This window comes from Pseudomonas sp. MPB03 (genome assembly GCF_046605385.1).
In the GTDB taxonomy this organism is placed as follows: domain Bacteria; phylum Pseudomonadota; class Gammaproteobacteria; order Pseudomonadales; family Pseudomonadaceae; genus Aquipseudomonas; species Aquipseudomonas zanjanensis.
Map to the genome: position 1 here is coordinate 2,277,106 of NZ_CP176770.1, position 19,954 is coordinate 2,297,059.

21 protein-coding genes are annotated in these 19,954 nt (G+C 62.2%); 4 read left to right on the forward strand and 17 right to left on the reverse strand.

Annotation, left to right across the window (positions count from 1 at the left end; translation table 11 throughout):
* Positions 1–116: 116 nt before the first annotated feature.
* From dnaX to recR, 4 genes are all read left to right on the forward strand, one after another.
* Complete coding sequence (dnaX, locus tag ACLH0I_RS10000; RefSeq protein ID WP_250962669.1) at positions 117–2,192, forward strand: DNA polymerase III subunit gamma/tau; 2,076 nt, start codon at positions 117–119, stop codon at positions 2,190–2,192.
* 64 nt (positions 2,193–2,256) lie between these two features.
* Positions 2,257–2,595 (forward strand): YbaB/EbfC family nucleoid-associated protein, encoded by a 339-nt coding sequence (locus ACLH0I_RS10005; protein ID WP_003183512.1) that lies wholly within the window; start codon positions 2,257–2,259, stop codon positions 2,593–2,595.
* 287 nt (positions 2,596–2,882) lie between these two features.
* Positions 2,883–3,911 carry an NADP-dependent oxidoreductase gene (locus ACLH0I_RS10010; RefSeq protein ID WP_411386926.1) on the forward strand — a complete coding sequence of 343 codons (1,029 nt, stop codon included), beginning with the start codon at positions 2,883–2,885 and terminating at the stop codon, positions 3,909–3,911.
* 66 nt (positions 3,912–3,977) lie between these two features.
* Positions 3,978–4,580: a recombination mediator RecR gene (recR, locus tag ACLH0I_RS10015; RefSeq protein WP_003183510.1), complete on the forward strand. Its 603-nt coding sequence runs from the start codon at positions 3,978–3,980 to the stop codon at positions 4,578–4,580.
* A 127-nt stretch (positions 4,581–4,707) separates the two neighbouring features.
* On the opposite strand, the gene ACLH0I_RS10020 is transcribed toward recR, so the two are convergent.
* The 17 genes from ACLH0I_RS10020 to ccoO (ACLH0I_RS10100) form a co-directional block, all read right to left on the reverse strand.
* Positions 4,708–5,256, reverse strand: a complete 549-nt coding sequence (locus ACLH0I_RS10020) for an adenine phosphoribosyltransferase (protein ID WP_003183509.1) — start codon at positions 5,254–5,256, stop codon at positions 4,708–4,710.
* 76 nt (positions 5,257–5,332) lie between these two features.
* Positions 5,333–6,067 carry a fumarate/nitrate reduction transcriptional regulator Fnr gene (gene fnr / locus ACLH0I_RS10025; protein ID WP_053120659.1) on the reverse strand — a complete coding sequence of 245 codons (735 nt, stop codon included), beginning with the start codon at positions 6,065–6,067 and terminating at the stop codon, positions 5,333–5,335.
* A 94-nt stretch (positions 6,068–6,161) separates the two neighbouring features.
* Positions 6,162–7,544 (reverse strand): oxygen-independent coproporphyrinogen III oxidase, encoded by a 1,383-nt coding sequence (hemN, locus tag ACLH0I_RS10030; RefSeq protein ID WP_411386927.1) that lies wholly within the window; start codon positions 7,542–7,544, stop codon positions 6,162–6,164.
* A 271-nt stretch (positions 7,545–7,815) separates the two neighbouring features.
* Entirely contained in the window at positions 7,816–8,499 is a 684-nt protein-coding gene (locus ACLH0I_RS10035) for a sulfite exporter TauE/SafE family protein (RefSeq protein ID WP_250962674.1), read from the reverse strand.
* Positions 8,492–8,710 (reverse strand): cbb3-type cytochrome oxidase assembly protein CcoS, encoded by a 219-nt coding sequence (gene ccoS / locus ACLH0I_RS10040; protein ID WP_003183505.1) that lies wholly within the window; start codon positions 8,708–8,710, stop codon positions 8,492–8,494. Before ccoS ends, ACLH0I_RS10035 begins: the two co-directional genes overlap by 8 nt.
* Positions 8,711–8,734: 24 nt before the next feature.
* Positions 8,735–11,185 carry a heavy metal translocating P-type ATPase gene (locus tag ACLH0I_RS10045; protein WP_411386928.1) on the reverse strand — a complete coding sequence of 817 codons (2,451 nt, stop codon included), beginning with the start codon at positions 11,183–11,185 and terminating at the stop codon, positions 8,735–8,737.
* A gap of 196 nt (positions 11,186–11,381) precedes the next feature.
* Positions 11,382–11,921 (reverse strand): FixH family protein, encoded by a 540-nt coding sequence (locus tag ACLH0I_RS10050; protein ID WP_411386929.1) that lies wholly within the window; start codon positions 11,919–11,921, stop codon positions 11,382–11,384.
* Between the two features lie 11 nt (positions 11,922–11,932).
* A complete protein-coding gene (ccoG, locus tag ACLH0I_RS10055) occupies positions 11,933–13,348 on the reverse strand; it encodes a cytochrome c oxidase accessory protein CcoG (RefSeq protein ID WP_411386930.1) in 1,416 nt (471 codons plus the stop codon).
* A 301-nt stretch (positions 13,349–13,649) separates the two neighbouring features.
* Positions 13,650–14,072, reverse strand: coding sequence for a type II toxin-antitoxin system VapC family toxin (locus ACLH0I_RS10060; RefSeq protein ID WP_411386931.1), 423 nt, complete (start codon positions 14,070–14,072; stop codon positions 13,650–13,652).
* Positions 14,073–14,327, reverse strand: a complete 255-nt coding sequence (locus tag ACLH0I_RS10065) for a type II toxin-antitoxin system Phd/YefM family antitoxin (RefSeq protein ID WP_250962680.1) — start codon at positions 14,325–14,327, stop codon at positions 14,073–14,075. It abuts the gene before it with no gap.
* 152 nt (positions 14,328–14,479) lie between these two features.
* Positions 14,480–15,463: a cytochrome-c oxidase, cbb3-type subunit III gene (ccoP, locus tag ACLH0I_RS10070; RefSeq protein WP_186705245.1), complete on the reverse strand. Its 984-nt coding sequence runs from the start codon at positions 15,461–15,463 to the stop codon at positions 14,480–14,482.
* On the reverse strand, positions 15,460–15,645 hold the full coding sequence (locus tag ACLH0I_RS10075; protein WP_003183474.1) for a CcoQ/FixQ family Cbb3-type cytochrome c oxidase assembly chaperone: 186 nt from the start codon (positions 15,643–15,645) through the stop codon (positions 15,460–15,462). Before ACLH0I_RS10075 ends, ccoP (ACLH0I_RS10070) begins: the two co-directional genes overlap by 4 nt.
* A 5-nt stretch (positions 15,646–15,650) precedes the next feature.
* The gene (gene ccoO, locus ACLH0I_RS10080) at positions 15,651–16,259 is read right to left on the reverse strand and encodes a cytochrome-c oxidase, cbb3-type subunit II (RefSeq protein WP_072407855.1); all 609 of its coding nucleotides are present in this window, start codon (positions 16,257–16,259) and stop codon (positions 15,651–15,653) included.
* Positions 16,259–17,701, reverse strand: coding sequence for a cytochrome-c oxidase, cbb3-type subunit I (ccoN, locus tag ACLH0I_RS10085; protein WP_053120682.1), 1,443 nt, complete (start codon positions 17,699–17,701; stop codon positions 16,259–16,261). The genes ccoO (ACLH0I_RS10080) and ccoN overlap by 1 nt, the downstream gene beginning before the upstream one ends.
* Before the next feature lie 481 nt (positions 17,702–18,182).
* Positions 18,183–19,136: a cytochrome-c oxidase, cbb3-type subunit III gene (gene ccoP / locus ACLH0I_RS10090; protein WP_411386932.1), complete on the reverse strand. Its 954-nt coding sequence runs from the start codon at positions 19,134–19,136 to the stop codon at positions 18,183–18,185.
* Positions 19,133–19,333, reverse strand: a complete 201-nt coding sequence (locus ACLH0I_RS10095) for a cbb3-type cytochrome oxidase subunit 3 (protein WP_186705243.1) — start codon at positions 19,331–19,333, stop codon at positions 19,133–19,135. The genes ccoP (ACLH0I_RS10090) and ACLH0I_RS10095 overlap by 4 nt, the downstream gene beginning before the upstream one ends.
* 5 nt (positions 19,334–19,338) lie before the next feature.
* Complete coding sequence (gene ccoO / locus ACLH0I_RS10100) at positions 19,339–19,947, reverse strand: cytochrome-c oxidase, cbb3-type subunit II (RefSeq protein WP_411386933.1); 609 nt, start codon at positions 19,945–19,947, stop codon at positions 19,339–19,341.
* Between the last annotated feature and the right edge of the window lie 7 nt (positions 19,948–19,954).

Genomic DNA, 19,954 nt, shown 5'->3' on the forward strand with positions numbered 1-19,954 from the left:
TGTAAAACCGCGTCGACAACCCAAGCTTAGTCAGATTAGACGAGCACACCGGATGCAATTTCGCCCCTGCTCCGCTAGCATTAGCCGCTTATGTTCCTTCGTTGCGACGGTTTTCGATGAGTTATCAGGTTCTTGCACGTAAATGGCGTCCGCGCTCGTTCCGCGAAATGGTCGGCCAGACCCATGTGCTCAAGGCTCTGATCAATGCCTTGGACAGCCAGCGGTTGCACCATGCCTACCTGTTCACCGGGACCCGGGGCGTGGGCAAGACCACCATCGCGCGGATCATCGCCAAGTGCCTGAACTGTGAAACCGGCATCACCTCGACGCCTTGCGGCGAGTGTTCGGTCTGCCGGGAAATCGATGAGGGCCGCTTCGTCGACCTGATCGAGATCGACGCCGCCAGCCGCACCAAGGTCGAGGACACCCGCGAACTGCTCGACAACGTGCAGTACGCGCCGAGCCGTGGGCGCTTCAAGGTCTACCTGATCGACGAAGTGCACATGCTCTCCAGCCATTCCTTCAATGCGCTGCTCAAGACCCTTGAAGAACCGCCGCCCTACGTCAAGTTCATCCTGGCGACCACCGATCCGCAGAAACTTCCTGCAACGATTCTCTCGCGGTGCCTGCAGTTCTCCCTGAAGAACATGACGCCGGAAAGGGTGGTCGAGCACCTGACCCACGTATTGGGTGTCGAGAACGTCCCGTTCGAAGACGATGCGCTGTGGCTGCTGGGCCGCGCCGCCGATGGTTCGATGCGTGACGCCATGAGCCTGACCGACCAGGCCATCGCCTTCGGTGAAGGCAAGGTCATGGCCGCCGATGTCCGGGCCATGCTCGGCACCCTCGACCATGGCCAGGTCTATGACGTCTTGCATGCGCTGATCGAAGGCGATGCCAAGGCGCTGCTCGAGGCGGTGCGTCACCTGGCCGAGCAGGGCCCGGACTGGAATGGCGTGCTCTCGGAAATCCTCAACGTGCTGCACCGTGTCGCCATCGCCCAGGCCCTGCCTGAAGGCGTCGACAACGGCCACGGCGACCGTGACCGCGTATTGGCCCTGGCCCAGGCGCTGCCGGCCGAAGACGTGCAGTTCTATTACCAGATGGGCTTGATCGGCCGGCGCGATCTGCCCCTGGCGCCGGATCCGCGCGGCGGCTTCGAAATGGTCCTGTTGCGAATGCTGGCGTTCCGGCCAGCCGACACGGCGGATGCGCCGAGGCAAGCGCTAAAGCCAGTGGGGATCAGCCAAGCCACAGCTGATTCCGCCAAGCCAGTGGCTGCCGCGCCTGTCGTTGCGCCGGCAGTGGCTTCGGCTCCGGCCGCGGTGGTGCCTGTCGCCCAGCCGATGCCGGCGCCTGTTGTCGCGACGCCTGAGCCGGAACCCGAACCGGTCGTCGAGGCGCTGCCCGAGCCCGTTGTTGAAGAAGTCATCGACCTGCCGTGGAATGACCCGGTCGAGCCGGAAGTTGTCCAGCAGCCGGTCGTCGAGCCCGTATTGGAAACCGTTGCCGAGCAGCCTGAGTTGCCGCCAATGCCGCTGCCAACGCCCGACAGCGTGGTGCCCGATGCGCCAGAGTGGGTGGCCGCGCCGGTGCCCGAGCCGACGGTGGCCGATGTCGATGTCGCCACGCCGGGCATCGACCTGGACGACGAGCCGCCGCTGGACGAGGACTACATCGAGCCGGACATGGATTCGGCCTATAGCTATCTGGATGACCTGGCCAGCGAGCACGCCGCTGAACCGGCCCCGGAGCCCGAGCCCGAACCGGCGGCGATGCCAGCCACAGGCCTGGCCCTGCAATGGCTGGAACTGTTCCCTAAATTGCCGATCAGCGGCATGACCGGCAGCATCGCCGCCAACTGCACGCTGATGGCGGTGGAAGGCGACCACTGGCTGCTGCACCTGGATCCGGCACACAGTGCACTGTTCAACGCGACCCAGCAGCGTCGCCTCAACGATGCGCTGAACCAGTACCACCAGCGTAACCTGACGTTGACCATCGAGCTGATCAAGCCCGAGCAGGAGACCCCGGCCCAGGCCGCGTCCCGCCGTCGTGCCGACCGTCAGCGCGAAGCCGAGGAGTCGATCCACGGCGATCCATTCATCCAGCAGATGATGCAACAGTTCGGCGCCGTGGTCCGTCACGATACTATCGAACCTGTCGAGGCCCCGGTCACCCAGGGCTCATAACTGAAGGCGCCGGGCCGAACGGGCCGGGTGCGTTGTTTATCCAAGTACTTTCGAGGTGATTCCCATGATGAAAGGTGGCATGGCCGGCCTGATGAAGCAGGCACAGCAGATGCAGGAAAAGATGGCCAAGATGCAGGAAGAACTGGCCAACGCCGAAGTCACCGGCAAGTCCGGCGGCGACATGGTGACCGTGGTCATGACCGGTCGCCATGACATCAAGCGCGTCAGCATCGACCCAAGCGTGGTCGAAGGCCTGAGCGAAGACGACAAGGAAATGCTCGAAGCCCTGTTCGCCGCCGCCGTCAATGACGCGGTGCGCAAGATCGAAGCCAACAGCCAGGACAAGATGTCCGGCATGACGGCAGGCATGCAATTGCCGCCGGGCATGAAACTGCCGTTCTGATTCGCCATCCCGGTCGGGATGGGCTACACACAATGCCAGGCATCGCGCCTGGCATTTTTGTTTCTGGTCCAAATACTTCGGTGGATGTCAGGCCGCTATCGCGAGCAAGCTCGCTCCCACAGGGTTCATGAGTGAGCACAAATCTTGTATTCACCACAGTCCACTGTGGGAGCGAGCTTGCTCGCGATGCGGTCACTGCGGTCCAACCGAACAAACATCGAACGCCGCCCCCTCGGCAATGGTCTGCTTCCTATACGTGTCCGCTCAACGAACAAGGAGACGCCTCCATGTCATCGATTTCCAACCAGCGCATTGTCCTGGCCTCCCGTCCCCAAGGTGCGCCCACCCCTGAAAATTTTCGTCTTGAACATGTGACACTGCCGGATCTGGCAGAGGGACAGATCCTGCTCAAGACGTTGTTCCTGTCCTTGGACCCCTACATGCGCGGGCGCATGAGTGATGCGCCTTCCTACGCTGCTCCGGTGGAAATCGATGAGGTGATGACCGGCGGCGCTGTCAGCCGCGTGGAGCGTTCGACGCACCCGAAATTCCATGAGGGCGATTTGGTGGTTGGCGCTACGGGTTGGCAAACCCACAGCATCAGTGACGGGCGCAACGTGATGCCCATTCCTTCCGGGCTACCCAGTCCGTCGATGGCCCTGGGGGTGTTGGGCATGCCGGGCCTGACCGCCTACATGGGGCTGATGGACATTGGCCAGCCCAAGGCCGGGGAAACCCTGGTGGTCGCGGCAGCCTCGGGTGCCGTGGGCTCGGTGGTCGGCCAGGTGGCAAAAATCAAGGGCCTGCGGGTGGTCGGCGTCGCGGGCGGCAGCGAGAAATGCGAGTACGTGGTCGACGAGCTGGGCTTTGATGCCTGTGTCGATCACAAGAGCGCCAATTTTGCCGAGGAATTGGCGCGGGCCTGTGACAAGGGCATCGACATTTATTACGAAAACGTCGGCGGCAAGGTCTTCGATGCCGTCGTGCCGTTGCTCAACGCCAAGGCACGAATCCCGCTTTGTGGCCTGATCGCGTCCTATAACGATCATCAGGCGCCGAGTGGTCCGGATCGTTTGCCGCAACTGCAGCGCACCTTGCTGACCAAGCGCGTGCGGATCCAGGGGTTTATTGTGTTTGACGACTACGGTGACCGTCAGCCGGAGTTCGTCAGTGCCATGGCGCCTTGGGTGCGCGATGGCAAGGTCAAGTTCCGCGAGGACGTGGTCGACGGCCTGGAAAATGCGCCACAGGCGTTTATCGGCCTGTTGGAAGGGCGCAACTTCGGCAAGTTGGTGGTGCGGGTCGCGCAGGATTGAGTATTTGACGCTAATCGGAGGCGCGGGTATAAACCGCGTCTCGTTGTTATGTCGGACATTTCCTCCATGAGCTTCAGCCCTTTGATTCGCCAACTGATCGATGCCCTGCGAACGTTGCCGGGTGTAGGTCAGAAAACTGCCCAGCGCATGGCGTTGCAATTGCTTGAGCGTGATCGCAGTGGCGGTTCACGCTTGGCCCAGGCCCTGAGCCAGGCCATGGAGGGCGTAGGGCATTGCCGTTTATGCCGCACCCTCACCGAAGACGACCTCTGCCCGCAATGTGCCGACCCGCGTCGCGACGACAGCCTGCTCTGCGTGGTGGAGGGGCCGATGGATGTGTATGCGGTGGAGCAGACCGGTTTCCGTGGCCGTTATTTCGTGCTCAAGGGCCATTTGTCTCCGCTCGATGGCTTGGGGCCTGAAGCCATTGGCATCCCACAGTTGATCGCGCGGATCGAAGAGGCGGGCACGTTCACGGAAGTCATCCTCGCCACGAATCCGACGGTCGAAGGCGAAGCCACCGCCCACTACATCGCCCAATTGCTGAGCAACAAAGGCTTGGTCGCCTCCCGTATCGCCCACGGCGTGCCGCTGGGTGGGGAGCTGGAATTGGTGGACGGCGGGACGCTGGCGCATTCGTTTGCGGGGCGTAAGCCGATCGCCTTGTAACAGCCACAACATATAACCCCTGTGGGAGCGAGCTTGCTCGCGATAACAGTGTGTCAGCCAGCATAGATATTGGCTGATCCATCGCTATCGCGAGCAAGCTCGCTCCCACAGGAGGCTTACTCGACCATTATTTCTCGCTAAGGGAAAACTGCGTCAGGCAGAACGTCGGGATCCCCATGTCTTCCAGACGCTGGGAGCCGAGCAGTTCCGGCAGGTCAATGATCGCCGCGGCTTCGTGGACTTTGGCGCCCATGCGGCGGATCAGGTTGGCGGCGGCGATCAGCGTGCCGCCGGTGGCGATCAGGTCATCGAACATCACCACTGAATCACCTTCGCACAGGCTGTCGGCGTGCACTTCAAGGAAGGCTTCACCGTATTCGGTCTGGTAACCCTCGGCCAGCACGTCGGCCGGCAGCTTGCCTTGTTTGCGGAACAACACCAGTGGCTTGTTCAACTGATAGGCCAGGATCGAGCCGATCAGGAAGCCGCGAGCATCCATTGCGCCAATGTGAGTGAACTCAGCCTCGACATAGCGGTGGGCAAAGCTGTCCATGACCAGGCGCAGGGCGGTCGGGGATTGGAACAGTGGGGTAATGTCGCGAAAGATCACGCCGGGCTTGGGGAAGTCGATCACGGGGCGGATCAGGGATTTGATGTCGAAGGAGTCAAAGACCATCGTCGAGGTGTCCTGGCAGGGCTGCAAACGCGGCAGTATAGCGCGGCGAGGCCAATCCCTCAGCCGCGCAGGTTCATCAGCCGTCGATCGAGCCGCCAGCCAGGGCGCAGAGCTGGATCGGGTCGAGAATGTGAATTTCCTTGCCTTCGGCGGCAATCAGCTCGTTCTGCTGGAAACGCGTGAATACCCGGGACACGGTTTCCACCGCCAGGCCCAGGTAGTTGCCGATTTCGTTGCGCGACATGCTCAGGCGGAACTGGTTGGCCGAGAACCCGCGGGCGCGGAAGCGTGCCGAGAGGTTGACCAGGAACGTGGCGATCCGCTCGTCGGCGGTTTTTTTCGAGAGCAGCAACATCATCTGCTGATCGTCACGGATTTCCCGGCTCATGACTCGCATCAACTGGCGACGCAGTTGCGGCAGCTGTATGGCCAGCTCGTCCAGGCGATCGAAGGGGATTTCGCACACCGAGGTGGTTTCCAGCGCCTGGGCCGAGACCGGATGGGTCTCGGTGTCCATGCCCGACAGGCCCACCAGTTCGCTGGGCAAGTGGAAACCGGTGAGCTGTTCTTCGCCGCCGTCGCTCAAGTTGAAGGTTTTCAAGGCGCCCGAGCGCACGGCATAGACGGAATCGAACGCGTCGCCCTGGCGAAACAGGAATTCACCTTTTTTCAACGGGCGGCCTCGTTTGACGATGTCGTCCAGCGCGTCCATGTCCTCCAGATTCAACGAAAGTGGAAGGCAGAGGGGGGCCAGGCTGCAATCCTTGCAATGGGCCTGGTTGTGGGCGCGCAGTTTGACTGGCTCGGACATTTCTTAAATCCTTGTGGGAAATCACACATAAGGCGTAAGGGTACCCCAGAGCAGACGCTCCGGCCAGTGCGGTTGACTCGTCAAATTGTCGCGCTCAAATGACCCGGGAGAAACGTTGGCGATTGTGCTGTTCCAAATAGGCATCGAACACCATGCACACGGATCGCACCAGCAGGCGCCCAGCAGGTAATACCCGGATGTGGGTGTCATCCAACTCGATCAGCCCATCCTCGGCCATGGCCTGCAATTGCGGCCACAGCGGCGCGAAGTAACCGCGAAAATCGACATTGAAACGGTGCTCTATGTCCGCGAACGCCAGGTGGAAATGGCAGATCAATTGCTGGATCACCGCACGTCGCAACCGATCGTCGGCCGTGCAGGTCAGTCCTCGACTGGTTGCCAGTTGCCCGTCGGCGAGGGTGTTCTGGTAATGGTTCAGGTCACTGCTGTTCTGGCAGTACAGGTCGCCGATCTGGCTGATGGCGGACACGCCGAGGCCGATCAGGTCGCAATGGCCATGGGTGGTGTAGCCCTGGAAATTGCGCTGCAACGTGGCCTCTTCCTGAGCGATGGCCAGCTCGTCGTCGGGCAGGGCGAAGTGGTCCATGCCGACGTAGCGGTAGCCGGCGGCGGTCAACTGTTCGATGGTGCCTTGCAGCATCGCCAGCTTCTGCTCCGGGTTTGGCAAGTCCTGGCTGTTGATGCGCCGCTGCGGCATGAAGCGTTCCGGCAGGTGGGCGTAGTTGAACACCGAGAGGCGGTCCGGTTGCAAGTGGATCACTTCTTCGACGGTGCGGGCGAAATTGTCCGGAGTCTGCTTGGGCAGCCCGTAGATCAGGTCGATGTTGATCGAACGGAACTGCAAGGTCCGGGCAGCCTCGACCACCGCGCGGGTTTCTTCCAGGCTTTGCAGGCGATTGACGGCGCGTTGCACGGCCGGGTCCAGGTCTTGCAGGCCGATGCTGACCCGATTGAAACCCAGTTCACGCAACAAGCCCATGGTCGACCAATCGGCTTCCCGGGGATCGATCTCGATGCTGTAGTCGCCGGAATCGTCGTCCAGCAGGTTCAGGTGCTTGCGCAACGAGGCCATCAATTGCCGCAGTTCGTCATGGCTGAGGAACGTCGGGGTGCCGCCGCCAAAGTGCAATTGTTCGACGCGCTGGGTCGGGTCCAGGTGGCAGCCGATCAGCTGGACTTCCTGTTCCAGGCGTTGGAGGTAGGCGTGGGCGCGGCCCCGGTCCTTGGTAATGACCTTGTTGCAGGCGCAGTAGTAGCAAATGTTTGCGCAGAACGGTACGTGCACATACAGCGACAGCGGCCGCCGGGCCTTGCGGCTGTCACGCAGGGCATGGAGCAGGTCGAAGGTGCCCACCTGGCCGCCGAACTGCGCCGCAGTCGGGTATGAGGTGTAGCGTGGTCCCGCCAGGTCGTAGCGGCGGATCAGGTCTGAGTCCCAACGGATGGCGTCGAGCATGCGGGTGTTCCCCGGATAGGCTGGCATGGGGCGAGTCTAGGGGGCTGTGGGCGAGGCTGTTTTGATTTGCGTCAACGGCGCATCGGAGCTGTCGATGATGTTAGTCCAGACAACTCAAAAACCGTGGCGAGGGAGCTTGCTCCCGCTCGGCTGCGCAGCAGTCGCAATATCAGCTAATGCGTTCTACCTGAGGAGTGTTGGGGCCTGCTTCGCAGGCCAGCGGGAGCAAGCTCCCTCGCCACAGGGTTTTGAGTTGTCTGGACTGACATCATCAATGCCCCATGAGCCAATGCTGATGCGGCCCCGGCAGTGTCCAGAGGCCAAAGACCATCACCAACAACCCGCCGGTCATCCGCACGCTGCGTTTGCGCAACAGGGCGGTGATGCGCTCGGCGGCCAGGCCGGTGGCGAGCAGCACCGGCCAGGTGCCCAGGCCGAAGGCAAGCATCAGCAAGGCACTGTCCAAGGCATTGCCCTGGCTGGCGGACCAGAGCAGGGTGCTGTAGACCAACCCGCACGGCAGCCAGCCCCACAGGGCGCCGAGCAGCAAGGCCCGGGGCAGGCTCGACACCGGCAGCAAGCGGTTGGCGACGGGTTGGATGTGCCGCCACAAGCCACGCCCCACGCTTTCGATGCGGGTCAGGCCGCTCCACCAGCCCGCCAGGTACAGGCCCATGGCGATCAACAGCAAGCCGGCGAGCACCCGCATGATCATCGCGGCCGGGCTGTTGGACACGGCCCATCCCGCCAGGCCGATCAGCAGCCCAGCGGTGGCGTAGCTCAGGATCCGCCCCAGGTTGTACGCCAGCAGTAACCGAAAGCGCCGACTGCGCTGTTCCTTGGGGATCGCCAGGGTGAGGGCGCCCATCAGGCCACCGCACATGCCCAGGCAATGGCCGCCACCGAGCAGGCCAAGAATGACCGCCGATACCAGCAATGGCGCCAGGTCAAGCATGGGGCGGGGCCTTGTCGTCCGGCTTGCGGGCCTCGCCACTGGCTTCGTCCACCGCTGCCTTGTGGTTCGGGTCCTGGTCGTCGAACAGAATGCTGTGGGCCGGGCCGTCGAGATCGTCGTACTGGCCGCTGTCCACGGCCCAGAAAAAAATGTACACGGCGATGGCCACGATCAGCAGCGCGGCCGGAATCATCACGTAGAGAGCTGGCATGTCGGAACTCCATGTCCGCGCGGCTCAGGCCGGCAGCGGACGGGTATCGGGCGTGGCGGCGAACACCTGCGCCTTCGGTTGGCGGGTCAGCCTCAAGGCATTCAACACCACGGTCAACGAACTGATGGACATGCCGACCGCGGCCCACACCGGCGTAATCCAGCCGAGGGCGGCGAACGGCAACATGAGGCCATTGTACAGCCCTGCCCACATCAGGTTCTCGACGATCACCCGGCGCGTGCGTCGGGCCAGGCTGAAGGCGTGGACCAGGGCCTCGAGGCGGTTGGACAGCAGCACGGCGTCGGCACTGGTCTTGGCCAGGTCGGTGGCCGAGCCCATGGCGACACTGATGTCCGCCGCCGCCAGGACCGGCACATCGTTCACGCCATCGCCGAGCATCAACACCTTGCGGCCTTGTTGGTGTAGCTGCTGCAACACCGCCAGCTTGTCGTCTGGACGCAGGCCGCCGCGGGCCTCATCGATGCCCAGCTCGGCCGCGACACTGGCGACCATCGGTGAGCTGTCGCCCGACAGCAGCAGCGTTCGCCAGCCTCGTGCCTTGCAGGCCGCCAACAGGGCCGGGGCATCGACGCGCAAGCGGTCATCGAGGACGAACCAGGCCAGCGGCCCGATCTCATCGCCTAGCAACAGCCATTGCCCGGCTTCCTCCGGCATTTGCGGTACGGGGGCGTCACTCAGCTCGCAGACAAAACCGGGCTGGCCGATGCGCAGGCGCTGTTCCGCCACTTGGCCTTCCAGCCCCAGCCCCGGGGTGCTGTGCACCTGCTCGGCGGCCAACGGCGCGCGGCCAAACGCCCGGGCGATGGGGTGTTCCGAGCGGTTTTCCAAGGCCGCGGCCAAGCCCAGGCACTGATCGCTGTCGAGGCCCGCCAGTGGCCGAATGGCGCGCAAGGCCAAGCGGCCTTCGGTGAGGGTGCCGGTCTTGTCGAAAATCACCGTGTCGATCTGATTCAGGCCCTCCAGCACATGGCCGCGCGTCAGCAGCAGGCCAAGTTTGTGCAAGGTGCCGGTGGCCGCAGTCAGGGCGGTCGGCGTGGCGAGGGACAACGCGCAGGGGCAGGTAGCGACCAGCATCGCCAGGACGATCCAGAAGGCCCGCGAGGCGTCCAGTTGCCACCACAGCAAGCCGATAGCCGCAGCCGCGACCAGGGAGAACAACAGGAACCATTGGGCGGCGCGATCGGCGATTTCCGCCAGTCGCGGTTTTTCGGCCTGGGCCCGCTCCAGCAGACGCACGATGGCCGACAGCCGGGTGTCTTGCCCGAGGGCCAGCACTTCGACGGTCAAGGCGCCTTCGACATTCAGCGTGCCCGCGGTGACCGCATCGCCCACTTGCCGAGGCTGTGGCAGGTATTCACCGGTCAGCAGCGATTCGTCGATGCTGGATTGACCCTCAAGGATCTTGCCATCGGCCGGCAGGACCGCCCCGGGATGTACCAGCACCCGGTCGCCGGTGCGCAATTCGTTGAGCAGGATACGTTCGCTCTGGCCGTCATCCGCCAGGCGCAGGCACGAGGCCGGCAACAGATTGACCAGCTGGGCGGTGGCGGCCGCCGTGCGCTCCCGGGCCCGGCGCTCCAGGTAACGGCCGGCCAGCAGGAACAGGGCGAACATGCCCACGGCATCGAAGTACAACTCGCCGACGCCGGTGATCGATGTCCAGATACCCGCTATGTAGGCGCTGCCGATGGCCAGGGACACCGAAACGTCCATGGTCAGGTGGCGGGTGCGCAGGTCGCGCATGGCACCTTTGAAGAACGGCGCACAGCTGTAGAAGACGATGGGCGTGGTGAGAAACAGGGCGACCCAGCGCAGGATGGTGTGCATCTCCGGGCTCAGGTCGATGTTGAATTCCGGCCAGGTGGCCATGGTCGCCATCATCGCCTGGAACCACAACAGGCCGGCCACGCCCAATTGGCGCAGGGCCAGGCGGTTTTGTGCGGCGAGTTGTTCACAGGCCTGGTCGGCCTGGTACGGGTGCGCTACGTAGCCGATCTGGCGCAATTCGGCGAGCAGCGTGCTCAGCGGCAATTGGGCATCGGCCCAGCGCACATGCAGGCGATGGTTGGACAGGTTCAACCGCGCCTCGGCCACGGCCGGCAGGCTGCGCAGCTGTTTTTCGATCAACCAGCCGCAGGCGGCGCAACTGATGCCTTCCATCAACAGGGTGGTTTCGGCCAGTTCGCCTTCATGGCGCACGAATGATTGCTGTACGTCAGGGCGATCGTACAGCGCCAGTTCATCGGTCAACTGGACGGGCAAGGTTTCAGGATTGGCCGATGCTTCACTGCGATGCTGGTAATAACTTTCCAGGCCGCCGGCGACAATGGCTTCGGCCACCGCCTGGCAGCCCGGGCAGCACAGCTCGCGGGTTTCACCGAGGACAACGGCGGTGAAGCGACTGCCGGGGGGAACGGGCAGGGCGCAGTGGTAGCAGGGCTGTGGAGTGGTCATGGGTATCGCATGAAGGCCTTTGTGGAAGGAGCTTGCTACAAGTGAGGGCGCTTTTTGTGGCGAGGGAGCTTGCTCCCGCTGGCCTGCGTAGCAGGCCCAAAGCAGCCGACACGATGGAGCCTGATAGCGCCGGGACTCAGGCTTCAGGGCCGCTTCGCAGCCCAGCGGGAGCAAGCTCCCTCGCCACAACAGCAGCTTATTTTTTCAGGTCTTCAGCGCCTTGCAGCGGTTCATCGCCCAGCAGGATGGCCTGGTCGTGGTTGATCTGCTCTTCTTCGAACAGGCGCCAGGTCTTGTCGTGCTCCATCCCCAGCAATTCGACAAAGCGCCGGCCTTCGATCTTGTCCGTCAACTGGCCGACGTAGCGCCCCGGCTCACTGTCGTTGCGGGTCAGGACGATCTTGCGGTCCTTCTCCGGTTGGGTCGGCGAGATCAGGCTCAGTTCCAGGGTCTGGGGACGGCTGTCGCCGTTCAGGCGCAGGTTGACTTCGCCGGTCACGTCATCCAGTTGCACATTGGCATGCAGTTGCAGGGTCTGGGCCAGCAATTCGCGCTCCAGCGAGCGGTTGATGCCCTTGCCGGCTTCGTAATAGTTGTCATTGACCAAGTTGTCGGGGTTGTTCACCGCAATGGTCACCATCGTCAGGCTCAGTGTCACCGAACAGCTCAGGATCGCAATGATGATCCACGGCCAGAGGTGCTTGTACCAAGGGCTGGTGGCAGTTGCTGCAGGCATGTTCATTTCTCTCAACGAGTTTGTGGGCCGATGAACCGGCTCTTGGCTTCGATATGTACGCTTTCGTCATCGGCGTCCTTGAGGATGAACGTCACCTCGTTGGCGCTCGATGGCAGTTGTTCCGGTGCGCTGGACAGCTCGACCGGCTGGCTGTAGATCTCGCCGGCCGCGACCTTGATTTCCCGGCGACCTTGCAGCTTGAGGTCGGGCAGGCCAACGGCGTCCAGGATGTACGTATGGTCGCGTTGGTCTTTGTTCATGATCTTCAGGCTGTAGACGTTCTCGATCCGGCCTTCGGCGTTTTCGCGGTACAGCACGCGATCCTTGCTGACATCGAACCCCACCAGCGAGCGCATGAAGAACGCCGCCGCCAGCAGGCTGATCATCGTCAGCAACACCAGCGCATAACCGATCAGGCGTGGGCGCAGTTTATTGGTTTTCTGCCCCGAGAGGTTGTGTTCGGTGGTGTAGCTGATCAGGCCGCGGGGATAATCCATTTTGTCCATGATGTTGTCGCAGGCGTCGATGCAGGCCGCGCAGCCGATGCACTCGACCTGCAGGCCGTCGCGGATGTCGATGCCGGTGGGGCAGACCTGGACGCACATGGTGCAGTCGATGCAGTCGCCAAGACCCAGGGCCTTGTAGTCCACGCCCTTCTTGCGCGGGCCACGGCTTTCACCACGACGCGGGTCGTAGGACACGATCAAGGTGTCCTTGTCGAACATCACGCTTTGGAAACGCGCGTAAGGGCACATATAGATGCACACCTGTTCACGCAGCCAGCCGGCGTTGCCGTAGGTGGCGAGAGTGAAGAAGCCGATCCAGAAATACGACCAGCCATCGGCCTGGCCGGTAAAGAACTCGAACACCAGTTCGCGGATCGGCGTGAAGTAACCGACGAAGGTCACACCGGTGACGAAACCGATCAGCAGCCACAGGCTGTGCTTGGCGAACTTGCGCAGGAATTTGTTGGCACCCATGGGCGCCTTGTCGAGCTTGATGCGCTGGTTGCGGTCACCTTCGGTGACTTTTTCGCACCACATGAAGATCCAGGTCCACACGCTTTGTGGACAGGTATAGCCGCACCACACCCGTCCGGCATAGACCGTGATGAAGAACAGGCCAAACGCGGCAATGATCAGCATCCCGGAAAGCAGGATGAAATCCTGGGGCCAGAACGTCGCCCCGAAAATGAAGAATTTGCGTTCCGGCAGGTTCCACCAGACGGCCTGATGGCCGCCCCAGTTCAACCAGACCGTACCGAAATACAGCAGGAACAGGAGCGCTCCGCCCACCATCCGCAGGTTGCGAAACAGGCCGGTGAAGGCGCGGGTGTAGATTTTTTCCCGAGAGGCATACAGGTCGACGCTTTTGTTAGCGTCCTTGGCAGGCGGGGTAACGTCATGTACCGGAATCTGGTTGCTCATCAATTGCATCCCACGGCAGTGGAAAAGTGCCGGGGCCAGTACGTGCCGACCTCGGTCAGAAAGGGTGTTGCAGTGGCGCAATGATACGCCTGTCGCTCTGGCTCAAGGGTGCGACCTTTGGTCGCGTTGGGCGTCTGGGTCGAATGGTGTAGCGGATGTAACAAGTCATGATCCAGATCAATTGACTATTGTAGGAGCTGCCGAGCGAAGCGAGGCTGCGATCTTTCCCCATCAAATGAAAGATCAAAAGATCGCAGCCTTCGGCAGCTCCTACAACCCCCCAGTGGGAGCGCATGCCGTCTCACGCGCCTGGGACGGGTGACCACGGATTGAGCAGCGCCACGCCGCAGCTCTGGAAATCACTCACGTTGCGGGTCACCACGGTCAACCCATGGACCAGCGCGGTCGCAGCGATCAATGCATCACATTCATTGCTGCGGTCAGGCACATGCAGACGAGCGCAGCGCAGCGCGACGGCACGGTCCACGGCCAGGATCCTGCCAGCAAAGGCCGGCAGCACATGATCATCCAGCCAGGCCCGCAAGCGGCTGCCTTGCGTCGGGTCCTTGCGTTCGAAGCGCAGTACACCGGTTTCCAGCTCCAATACGGTAATCGCCGATACGTACAGGCTGGGCGCGGGAACGCTGCGCGCCCAGGCCTGGACGTTCTTGTCTGCCTGGGATTTGCGCAGTTCGGAAATAACATTGGTATCGAGTAGAAACATTCAGGACAGGTCCACCGAGCGAGGCGTGATGACGGCGCGCTCGGTCTCGAAGTCGATGTCCGGCGCATCGGGCATGACCAGCAACTCGACAATGCTGGTGCCGAGGCCGGTCAGTTTCTGGTACTCCTCAATGCTTAGCAGCACATGGGCCGGCTTGCCACGGTCGGTGATGATCACCGGCCCCTCGCGGGTGGCTTTTTTGGCACCACTTGTGTCGTGGTTGAATTCACGGCTGGAGAGGGTGGTTATGGACATGGGCGTGCCCTCATGTTTAGTTCGAATGTAGGCACGTTACTACTGGTATGGATAGGCCGCAAGCGCAACAGCTTTGCCCAGGTTTTTTCTGCTGTAACAAAAAGGCCCCGCCAATCGGATTGGCGGGGCCTTTCGTGTATCAGCGACTTGTCTTACTGGGCGTCAGCGGCCGGAGCCTTTTCGCCGTGAGACAGGCTGTAGACATAGGCCGCCAGCAGGTGGACCTTGTCGTTGCCTTGCAGGTCGGCCTGGGCCGGCATCTGGCCCTGGCGACCGTAGCGGATGGTCTGCTGCAGTTGAGCGAAGCTCGAACCGTAGATGAACCCCGCTGGATGCGTCAGGTCAGGTGCGCCCATGGCGGGCGTGCCCTTGCCGGCAGGACCGTGGCAGGCCACGCAGTTGGCCGCGAACAGTTTCTGGCCGTTGGCCGGATCGGCCTTGGCGCCTTCGGGCAGCTTGCGACCGTGCAGGCCGGTCACCAGGTAGGCGGCCACATCGGCCACGCCTTGTTCGCCCACCACGGCAGCCCAGCCCGGCATCACGGCGTGACGGCCGCCCATGATGGTGGTCTTGATGGTTTCCGGCTCACCGCCCCAGCGCCAGTCGGCGTCGGTCAGGTTCGGGAAACCGTAGGCACCCTTGGCGTCGGAACCGTGGCAAACCGAGCAGTTGGAGGCGAACAGGCGGCCACCCATCTTCAGGGCTTGCGGGTCCTTGGCGACTTCTTCGATCGGCATGGAGGCGAACTTGGCGAAGATCGGACCGAACTTGGCGTCCGAGCGCGCCATTTCCTTTTCCCACTCATGAACGCCTGTCCAGCCGGTCTGGCCGTTGGCGAAGGCGGTCTGCTTTTCGGTGTCCAGGTAGTTATAGCCTGGCAGCAGGCCTTTCCAGTTGCCCAGGCCAGGGTAGAGCACCAGGTAACCGAGGGCGAAAATGATGGTGCCCACGAACAGCATGAACCACCATTTCGGCAGCGGGTTGTCGTACTCCTCGATCCCGTCGAAGGAGTGGCCAACCGTCTCTTCGGTGGCTTCGCTGCGCTGGCCCTTGCGGGTCGACAGCAGCAGCCAGGTCAGGGCGAAGATCGTTCCCAGGCTGAGGACTGTGACGTACAGACTCCAGAATGTAGTCATTCTTTGTTACTCCTAGAAGCTTGCTCGACGTGCTTGATGGCTTCGGGATCATCCGCGAACGGCAGCAAGGTCGCGTCGTCAAACTCCGACTTGCGCTTGGGGCTGAACACCCACAGCGCCAGACCGATGAAGGCCACCATCACGACGACGGTGCCCAGGCCACGAATCATCCCGATATCCATCTAAATCACCGTTTGCTTTTGATGATGGTGCCCAGGCCTTGCAGATAGGCCACCAGCGCGTCCATTTCAGTCTTGCCCTTGACGGCATCCCTGGCACCGGCGATGTCTTCGTCGGTGTAAGGCACGCCCAAGGCACGCAGGACTTCCATTTTCTTGGCGGTGTCTTTGCCGTCGAGCTTGTTTTCTACGAGGAACGGGTAGGCCGGCATTTTCGACTCAGGCACCACGTTGCGCGGGTTGTACAAGTGCGCACGCTGCCAGTCGTCGGAGTAGCGGCCGCCAACGCGGGCCAAGTCCGGGCCGGTACGCTTGGAACCCCACAGGAACGGGTGGTCCCAGACGCTTTCGCCGGCAACGGAATAGTGGCCGTAGCGTTCGGTCTCGGCGCGGAACGGACGGATCATCTGCGAGTGGCAGCCGACACAGCCGTTGGCGATATAGATGTCACGACCTTCCAGTTCAAGGGCGGTACGCGGCTTCATGCCTTCGACCGGCTTGTTGGTCACGTCCTGGAAGAACAGCGGAACGATCTGGGTCAGGCCGCCGATGCTCACGGCGATGACCATGAAGAAGGCCAGCAGGCCGATATTCTTCTCTACTGCTTCGTGCTTCATCAGTGAGCTCCAACTACGGCGATCTTGGCGGCGGCTTCAGCTTCAGCCGGGTCAGAGGCACGAACGGTGCGGTACACGTTGTAGGCCATGAACAGCATGCCGCTGGCGAAGAACGCGCCGCCCAGGGCACGCACGATGAAGCCAGGGTGGCTGGCTTGCAGCGCTTCGACGAACGAATAGGTCAGGGTGCCGTCGTCGTTGATCGCACGCCACATCAGGCCTTGGGTGATGCCGTTGACCCACATCGAGGCGATGTAGAGCACGGTGCCGATGGTCGCGAGCCAGAAGTGCGCGTTGATCAGGCCGGTGCTGTGCATCTGCGCACGACCGAACAGTTTCGGGATCATGTGGTAGATGGCGCCGATGGAAATCATCGCAACCCAACCGAGTGCACCGGCGTGTACGTGGCCGATGGTCCAGTCGGTGTAGTGGCTCAGGGAGTTGACGGTCTTGATGGCCATCATCGGGCCTTCGAAGGTCGACATGCCGTAGAACGCCAGGGATACCACCAGGAAGCGCAGGATCGGGTCGGTGCGCAATTTATGCCAGGCACCCGACAGGGTCATCATGCCGTTGATCATGCCGCCCCAGCTTGGCGCCAGCAGGATGATCGACATCGCCATGCCCAGGGATTGTGCCCAGTCTGGCAGTGCGGTGTAGTGCAGGTGGTGCGGGCCGGCCCAGATGTACAGGGTGATCAGCGCCCAGAAGTGGACGATGGACAGGCGATAGGAATAGATCGGACGCTCGGCCTGTTTCGGCACGAAGTAGTACATCATCCCCAAGAAGCCGGTGGTCAGGAAGAACCCCACGGCGTTGTGGCCGTACCACCACTGGATCATCGCGTCGGTCGCACCCGAGTAGGCCGAGTACGACTTGAAGAAGCTGACCGGCAGGGAGGCGTGGTTGACGATGTGCAGCATGGCGGTCACGACGATGAAGGCACCGTAGAACCAGTTACCGACGTAGATGTGCTTGGTCTTGCGCTTGACGATGGTGCCGAAGAACACCAAACCGTAGGTCACCCAGACGATCGCCAGCAGGATAGCCAGGGGCCATTCCAGTTCCGCGTATTCCTTGGTAGTGGTGAAACCCATTGGCAAGGTCACGATCGCGCCGACGATCACCGCTTGCCAACCCCAGAAGGTGAAGGCGGCGAGGCTGTCGGAAATCAGTCGCGTTTGGCAGGTTCGCTGCACGACGTAGTAAGAAGTGGCAAACAACGCACAACCACCGAAGGCGAAGATCACCAGGTTGGTGTGCAGCGGGCGCAGGCGTCCAAATGTCGTCCATGGCAGATCGAAGTTCAACTCCGGCCAGACCAGTTGCGAGGCGATGAAGACACCGAGCCCCATGCCAAGGATCCCCCAGACCACCGTCATGATGGCGAACTGGCGGACTACCTTATAGTTATAAGCAGTCGGACTGATTGCTGTGCTCATTCTAAGGTTCCACGGTTTGGGTGTTTTATTAGGATAAAAATCGGTCGCAAGTATGGAGAAAGCGGGGGGTCATTGCAACGCGCCATGACCTGGGTCAATGCTTTCCAAAGCTGATTCTGCGGCCTTTCCATGTTCGGTGTAGGGACAAAATTGGCCCTCGGCAAAATGTCGCAACGAAGGAAAGAGGCGAGGGGGTCAGGTCGGTTGTAACGGGGTGTGTTCGAACACGGCGTTCGGGTGATGCCAGGCAACTGTCGCAACAGCCGGTATTCACCTGCCTTTGCGGCCTTTTTGTCGAACGATTGTCGAACGCATCGGGTCGGATCGACCTGAAACCGGCAGTCGCCAGCGCACGCAAAGGCAAGCTTAGACCTGATTCAGGGGAACCGAAAGAAAGACCATGGGAGGGTGCGACAATGAGTCGCGCAGGGGCACGGAACAGCCGCATCCAGATGAATGCGGCTGTTCGTGTGGTCAGGATTTATTCGCTTTTGTGTTCCGCTTGCAGGCGCTCGGTGCCGACACCCTGGGACAGGCTGTAGACGTAAGCCGCGAGCAGTTGCACCTTGTCATTGCCCAGCAACTCATTCTGTGCCGGCATGTGGCCTTGGCGTCCGTGGCGAATGGTCTGCTGCAACTGGGTCAGGCTGGTGCCGTAGATGAAGCCGGCCGGTTGCGTCAGGTTCGGCGCCCCCATGGCTTCGGTGCCCTGGCCGTTGGCGCCGTGGCAGGCAACGCAGGTGGTGTTGAAGGCCTGCTGGCCGGCTTGCAGGTCGGCACCGCTGTCCGCCGGCAAAGGCAGGCCGGCCAGGTCGTGGCGAACATAGGCGGCCACGTTCTTGACCCCGGACTCCCCCAGCACTTCGCCCCAGGCCGGCATCGCCGCCATGCGCCCGCCCATGATGGTCGCCTTGATGGTCTCGGCGGCGCCGCCCCAGCGCCAGTTGCTGTCGGCCAGGTTCGGGAAGCCGAAGGCACCCTTGGCGTCCGAGCCGTGGCAGACCGAGCAGTTGGAGGCGAACAGGCGGCCACCCATCTTCAAGGCCTGTGGGTCCTTGGCGACTTCTTCCACGGGCATGGCAGCGAACTTGGCGAAGATCGGCCCGAACTTGGCGTCGGCCTTGGCCATTTCCTTTTCCCATTCATGGGCGCCGGTCCAGCCGTTCTCGTACCCGGGCAAGATGCCTTTCCAGTTGCCCAGGCCTGGGTAGAGAACCAGGTAACCGACGGAAAACACCAGGGTGCCGGCGAACAACAGGAACCACCACTGCGGCAGTGGGTTGTCGTATTCCTCGATGCCGTCGAAGCTGTGGCCCATGGTCTGGTCGACGCTGCCCTTGGTCTCGCCCTTGCGGGTGCCGATCAGCAGCCAGGTCAGGCCGATGAGGCTGCCGAGGGTCAGTACGCAGATCCACGTACTCCAGAAGGTGGTCATGGCCGGGTACTCCTTGTCGCAGGGTCTTGGGGGGTGAGATCGGCGGGTGGCTCGTCGGCGAACGGCAGCAGGCGCGCCTGGGCGAACTCCGGTCCGCGCTTGCTGCTGAACACCCACAGGATCAGGCCGATGAAGGCGATGAACACCACGACGGTGCCCAGCCCACGGATCATTCCAGTGCTCATTTCAAAGAACATCAGGCTCACCTCTTGCTCTTGATGGCAGTGCCGAGCACTTGCAGGTAGGCCACCAGCGCGTCCATTTCGGTCTTGCCCTTGAGCAAGGCCACGCTGCCTGCGATGTCGTCGTCGGTGTACGGCACGCCGAGGGTGCGCATGGCGCGCAGCTTGCCTTCGGTGTGGCTGCTGTCCACTGCCTGGGCCACCAGCCAGGGGTAGGCCGGCATTTTCGACTCCGGCACGACGTTGCGCGGGTTGTACAAGTGGGCGCGGTGCCAATCATCGGAGTAGCGCGCGCCGACCCGTGCCAGGTCCGGCCCGGTACGCTTGGAACCCCACAGGAACGGGTGATCCCAGACACTTTCGCCAGCGACGGAGTAGTGGCCGTAGCGCTCGGTCTCGGCGCGGAACGGACGGATCATCTGCGAGTGGCAGCCGACGCAGCCTTCACGGATGTAGATGTCGCGGCCTTCCAGTTGCAGGGCGGTGTAGGGCTTCATGCCGTCCACCGGCTTGTTGGTCACGTCCTGGAAGAACAGCGGCACGATCTGGGTCAGGCCGCCAATGCTCACGGCCAGGACCATCAGCAGCATCAGCAGGCCGACGTTTTTTTCGATTGTTTCGTGTTTCATGGCGGAC

Excerpts from the sequence above, each read along its gene's own strand:
- ccoS (WP_003183505.1), bottom strand. The coding sequence starts at position 8,710 with ATGCCAGCTCTCTACGTGATGATTCCGGCCGCGCTGCTGATCGTGGCC.
- ccoO (WP_411386933.1), bottom strand. The coding sequence starts at position 19,947 with ATGAAACACGAAACAATCGAAAAAAACGTCGGCCTGCTGATGCTGCTG.
- ccoP (WP_411386932.1), bottom strand. The coding sequence starts at position 19,136 with ATGACCACCTTCTGGAGTACGTGGATCTGCGTACTGACCCTCGGCAGC.
- ACLH0I_RS10075 (WP_003183474.1), bottom strand. The coding sequence starts at position 15,645 with ATGGATATCGGGATGATTCGTGGCCTGGGCACCGTCGTCGTGATGGTG.
- dnaX (WP_250962669.1), top strand. The coding sequence starts at position 117 with ATGAGTTATCAGGTTCTTGCACGTAAATGGCGTCCGCGCTCGTTCCGC.
- ccoP (WP_186705245.1), bottom strand. The coding sequence starts at position 15,463 with ATGACTACATTCTGGAGTCTGTACGTCACAGTCCTCAGCCTGGGAACG.
- hemN (WP_411386927.1), bottom strand. The coding sequence starts at position 7,544 with ATGCTCGACGCCATCCGTTGGGACTCAGACCTGATCCGCCGCTACGAC.
- ACLH0I_RS10045 (WP_411386928.1), bottom strand. The coding sequence starts at position 11,185 with ATGACCACTCCACAGCCCTGCTACCACTGCGCCCTGCCCGTTCCCCCC.
- ACLH0I_RS10065 (WP_250962680.1), bottom strand. The coding sequence starts at position 14,327 with ATGTCCATAACCACCCTCTCCAGCCGTGAATTCAACCACGACACAAGT.
- ACLH0I_RS10095 (WP_186705243.1), bottom strand. The coding sequence starts at position 19,333 with ATGTTCTTTGAAATGAGCACTGGAATGATCCGTGGGCTGGGCACCGTC.
- ccoN (WP_053120682.1), bottom strand. The coding sequence starts at position 17,701 with ATGAGCACAGCAATCAGTCCGACTGCTTATAACTATAAGGTAGTCCGC.
- fnr (WP_053120659.1), bottom strand. The coding sequence starts at position 6,067 with ATGTCCGAGCCAGTCAAACTGCGCGCCCACAACCAGGCCCATTGCAAG.
- ccoG (WP_411386930.1), bottom strand. The coding sequence starts at position 13,348 with ATGAGCAACCAGATTCCGGTACATGACGTTACCCCGCCTGCCAAGGAC.
- ACLH0I_RS10010 (WP_411386926.1), top strand. The coding sequence starts at position 2,883 with ATGTCATCGATTTCCAACCAGCGCATTGTCCTGGCCTCCCGTCCCCAA.
- ACLH0I_RS10035 (WP_250962674.1), bottom strand. The coding sequence starts at position 8,499 with ATGCTTGACCTGGCGCCATTGCTGGTATCGGCGGTCATTCTTGGCCTG.
- ACLH0I_RS10005 (WP_003183512.1), top strand. The coding sequence starts at position 2,257 with ATGATGAAAGGTGGCATGGCCGGCCTGATGAAGCAGGCACAGCAGATG.
- ccoO (WP_072407855.1), bottom strand. The coding sequence starts at position 16,259 with ATGAAGCACGAAGCAGTAGAGAAGAATATCGGCCTGCTGGCCTTCTTC.
- ACLH0I_RS10020 (WP_003183509.1), bottom strand. The coding sequence starts at position 5,256 with ATGGTCTTTGACTCCTTCGACATCAAATCCCTGATCCGCCCCGTGATC.
- ACLH0I_RS10050 (WP_411386929.1), bottom strand. The coding sequence starts at position 11,921 with ATGCCTGCAGCAACTGCCACCAGCCCTTGGTACAAGCACCTCTGGCCG.
- ACLH0I_RS10060 (WP_411386931.1), bottom strand. The coding sequence starts at position 14,072 with ATGTTTCTACTCGATACCAATGTTATTTCCGAACTGCGCAAATCCCAG.
- recR (WP_003183510.1), top strand. The coding sequence starts at position 3,978 with ATGAGCTTCAGCCCTTTGATTCGCCAACTGATCGATGCCCTGCGAACG.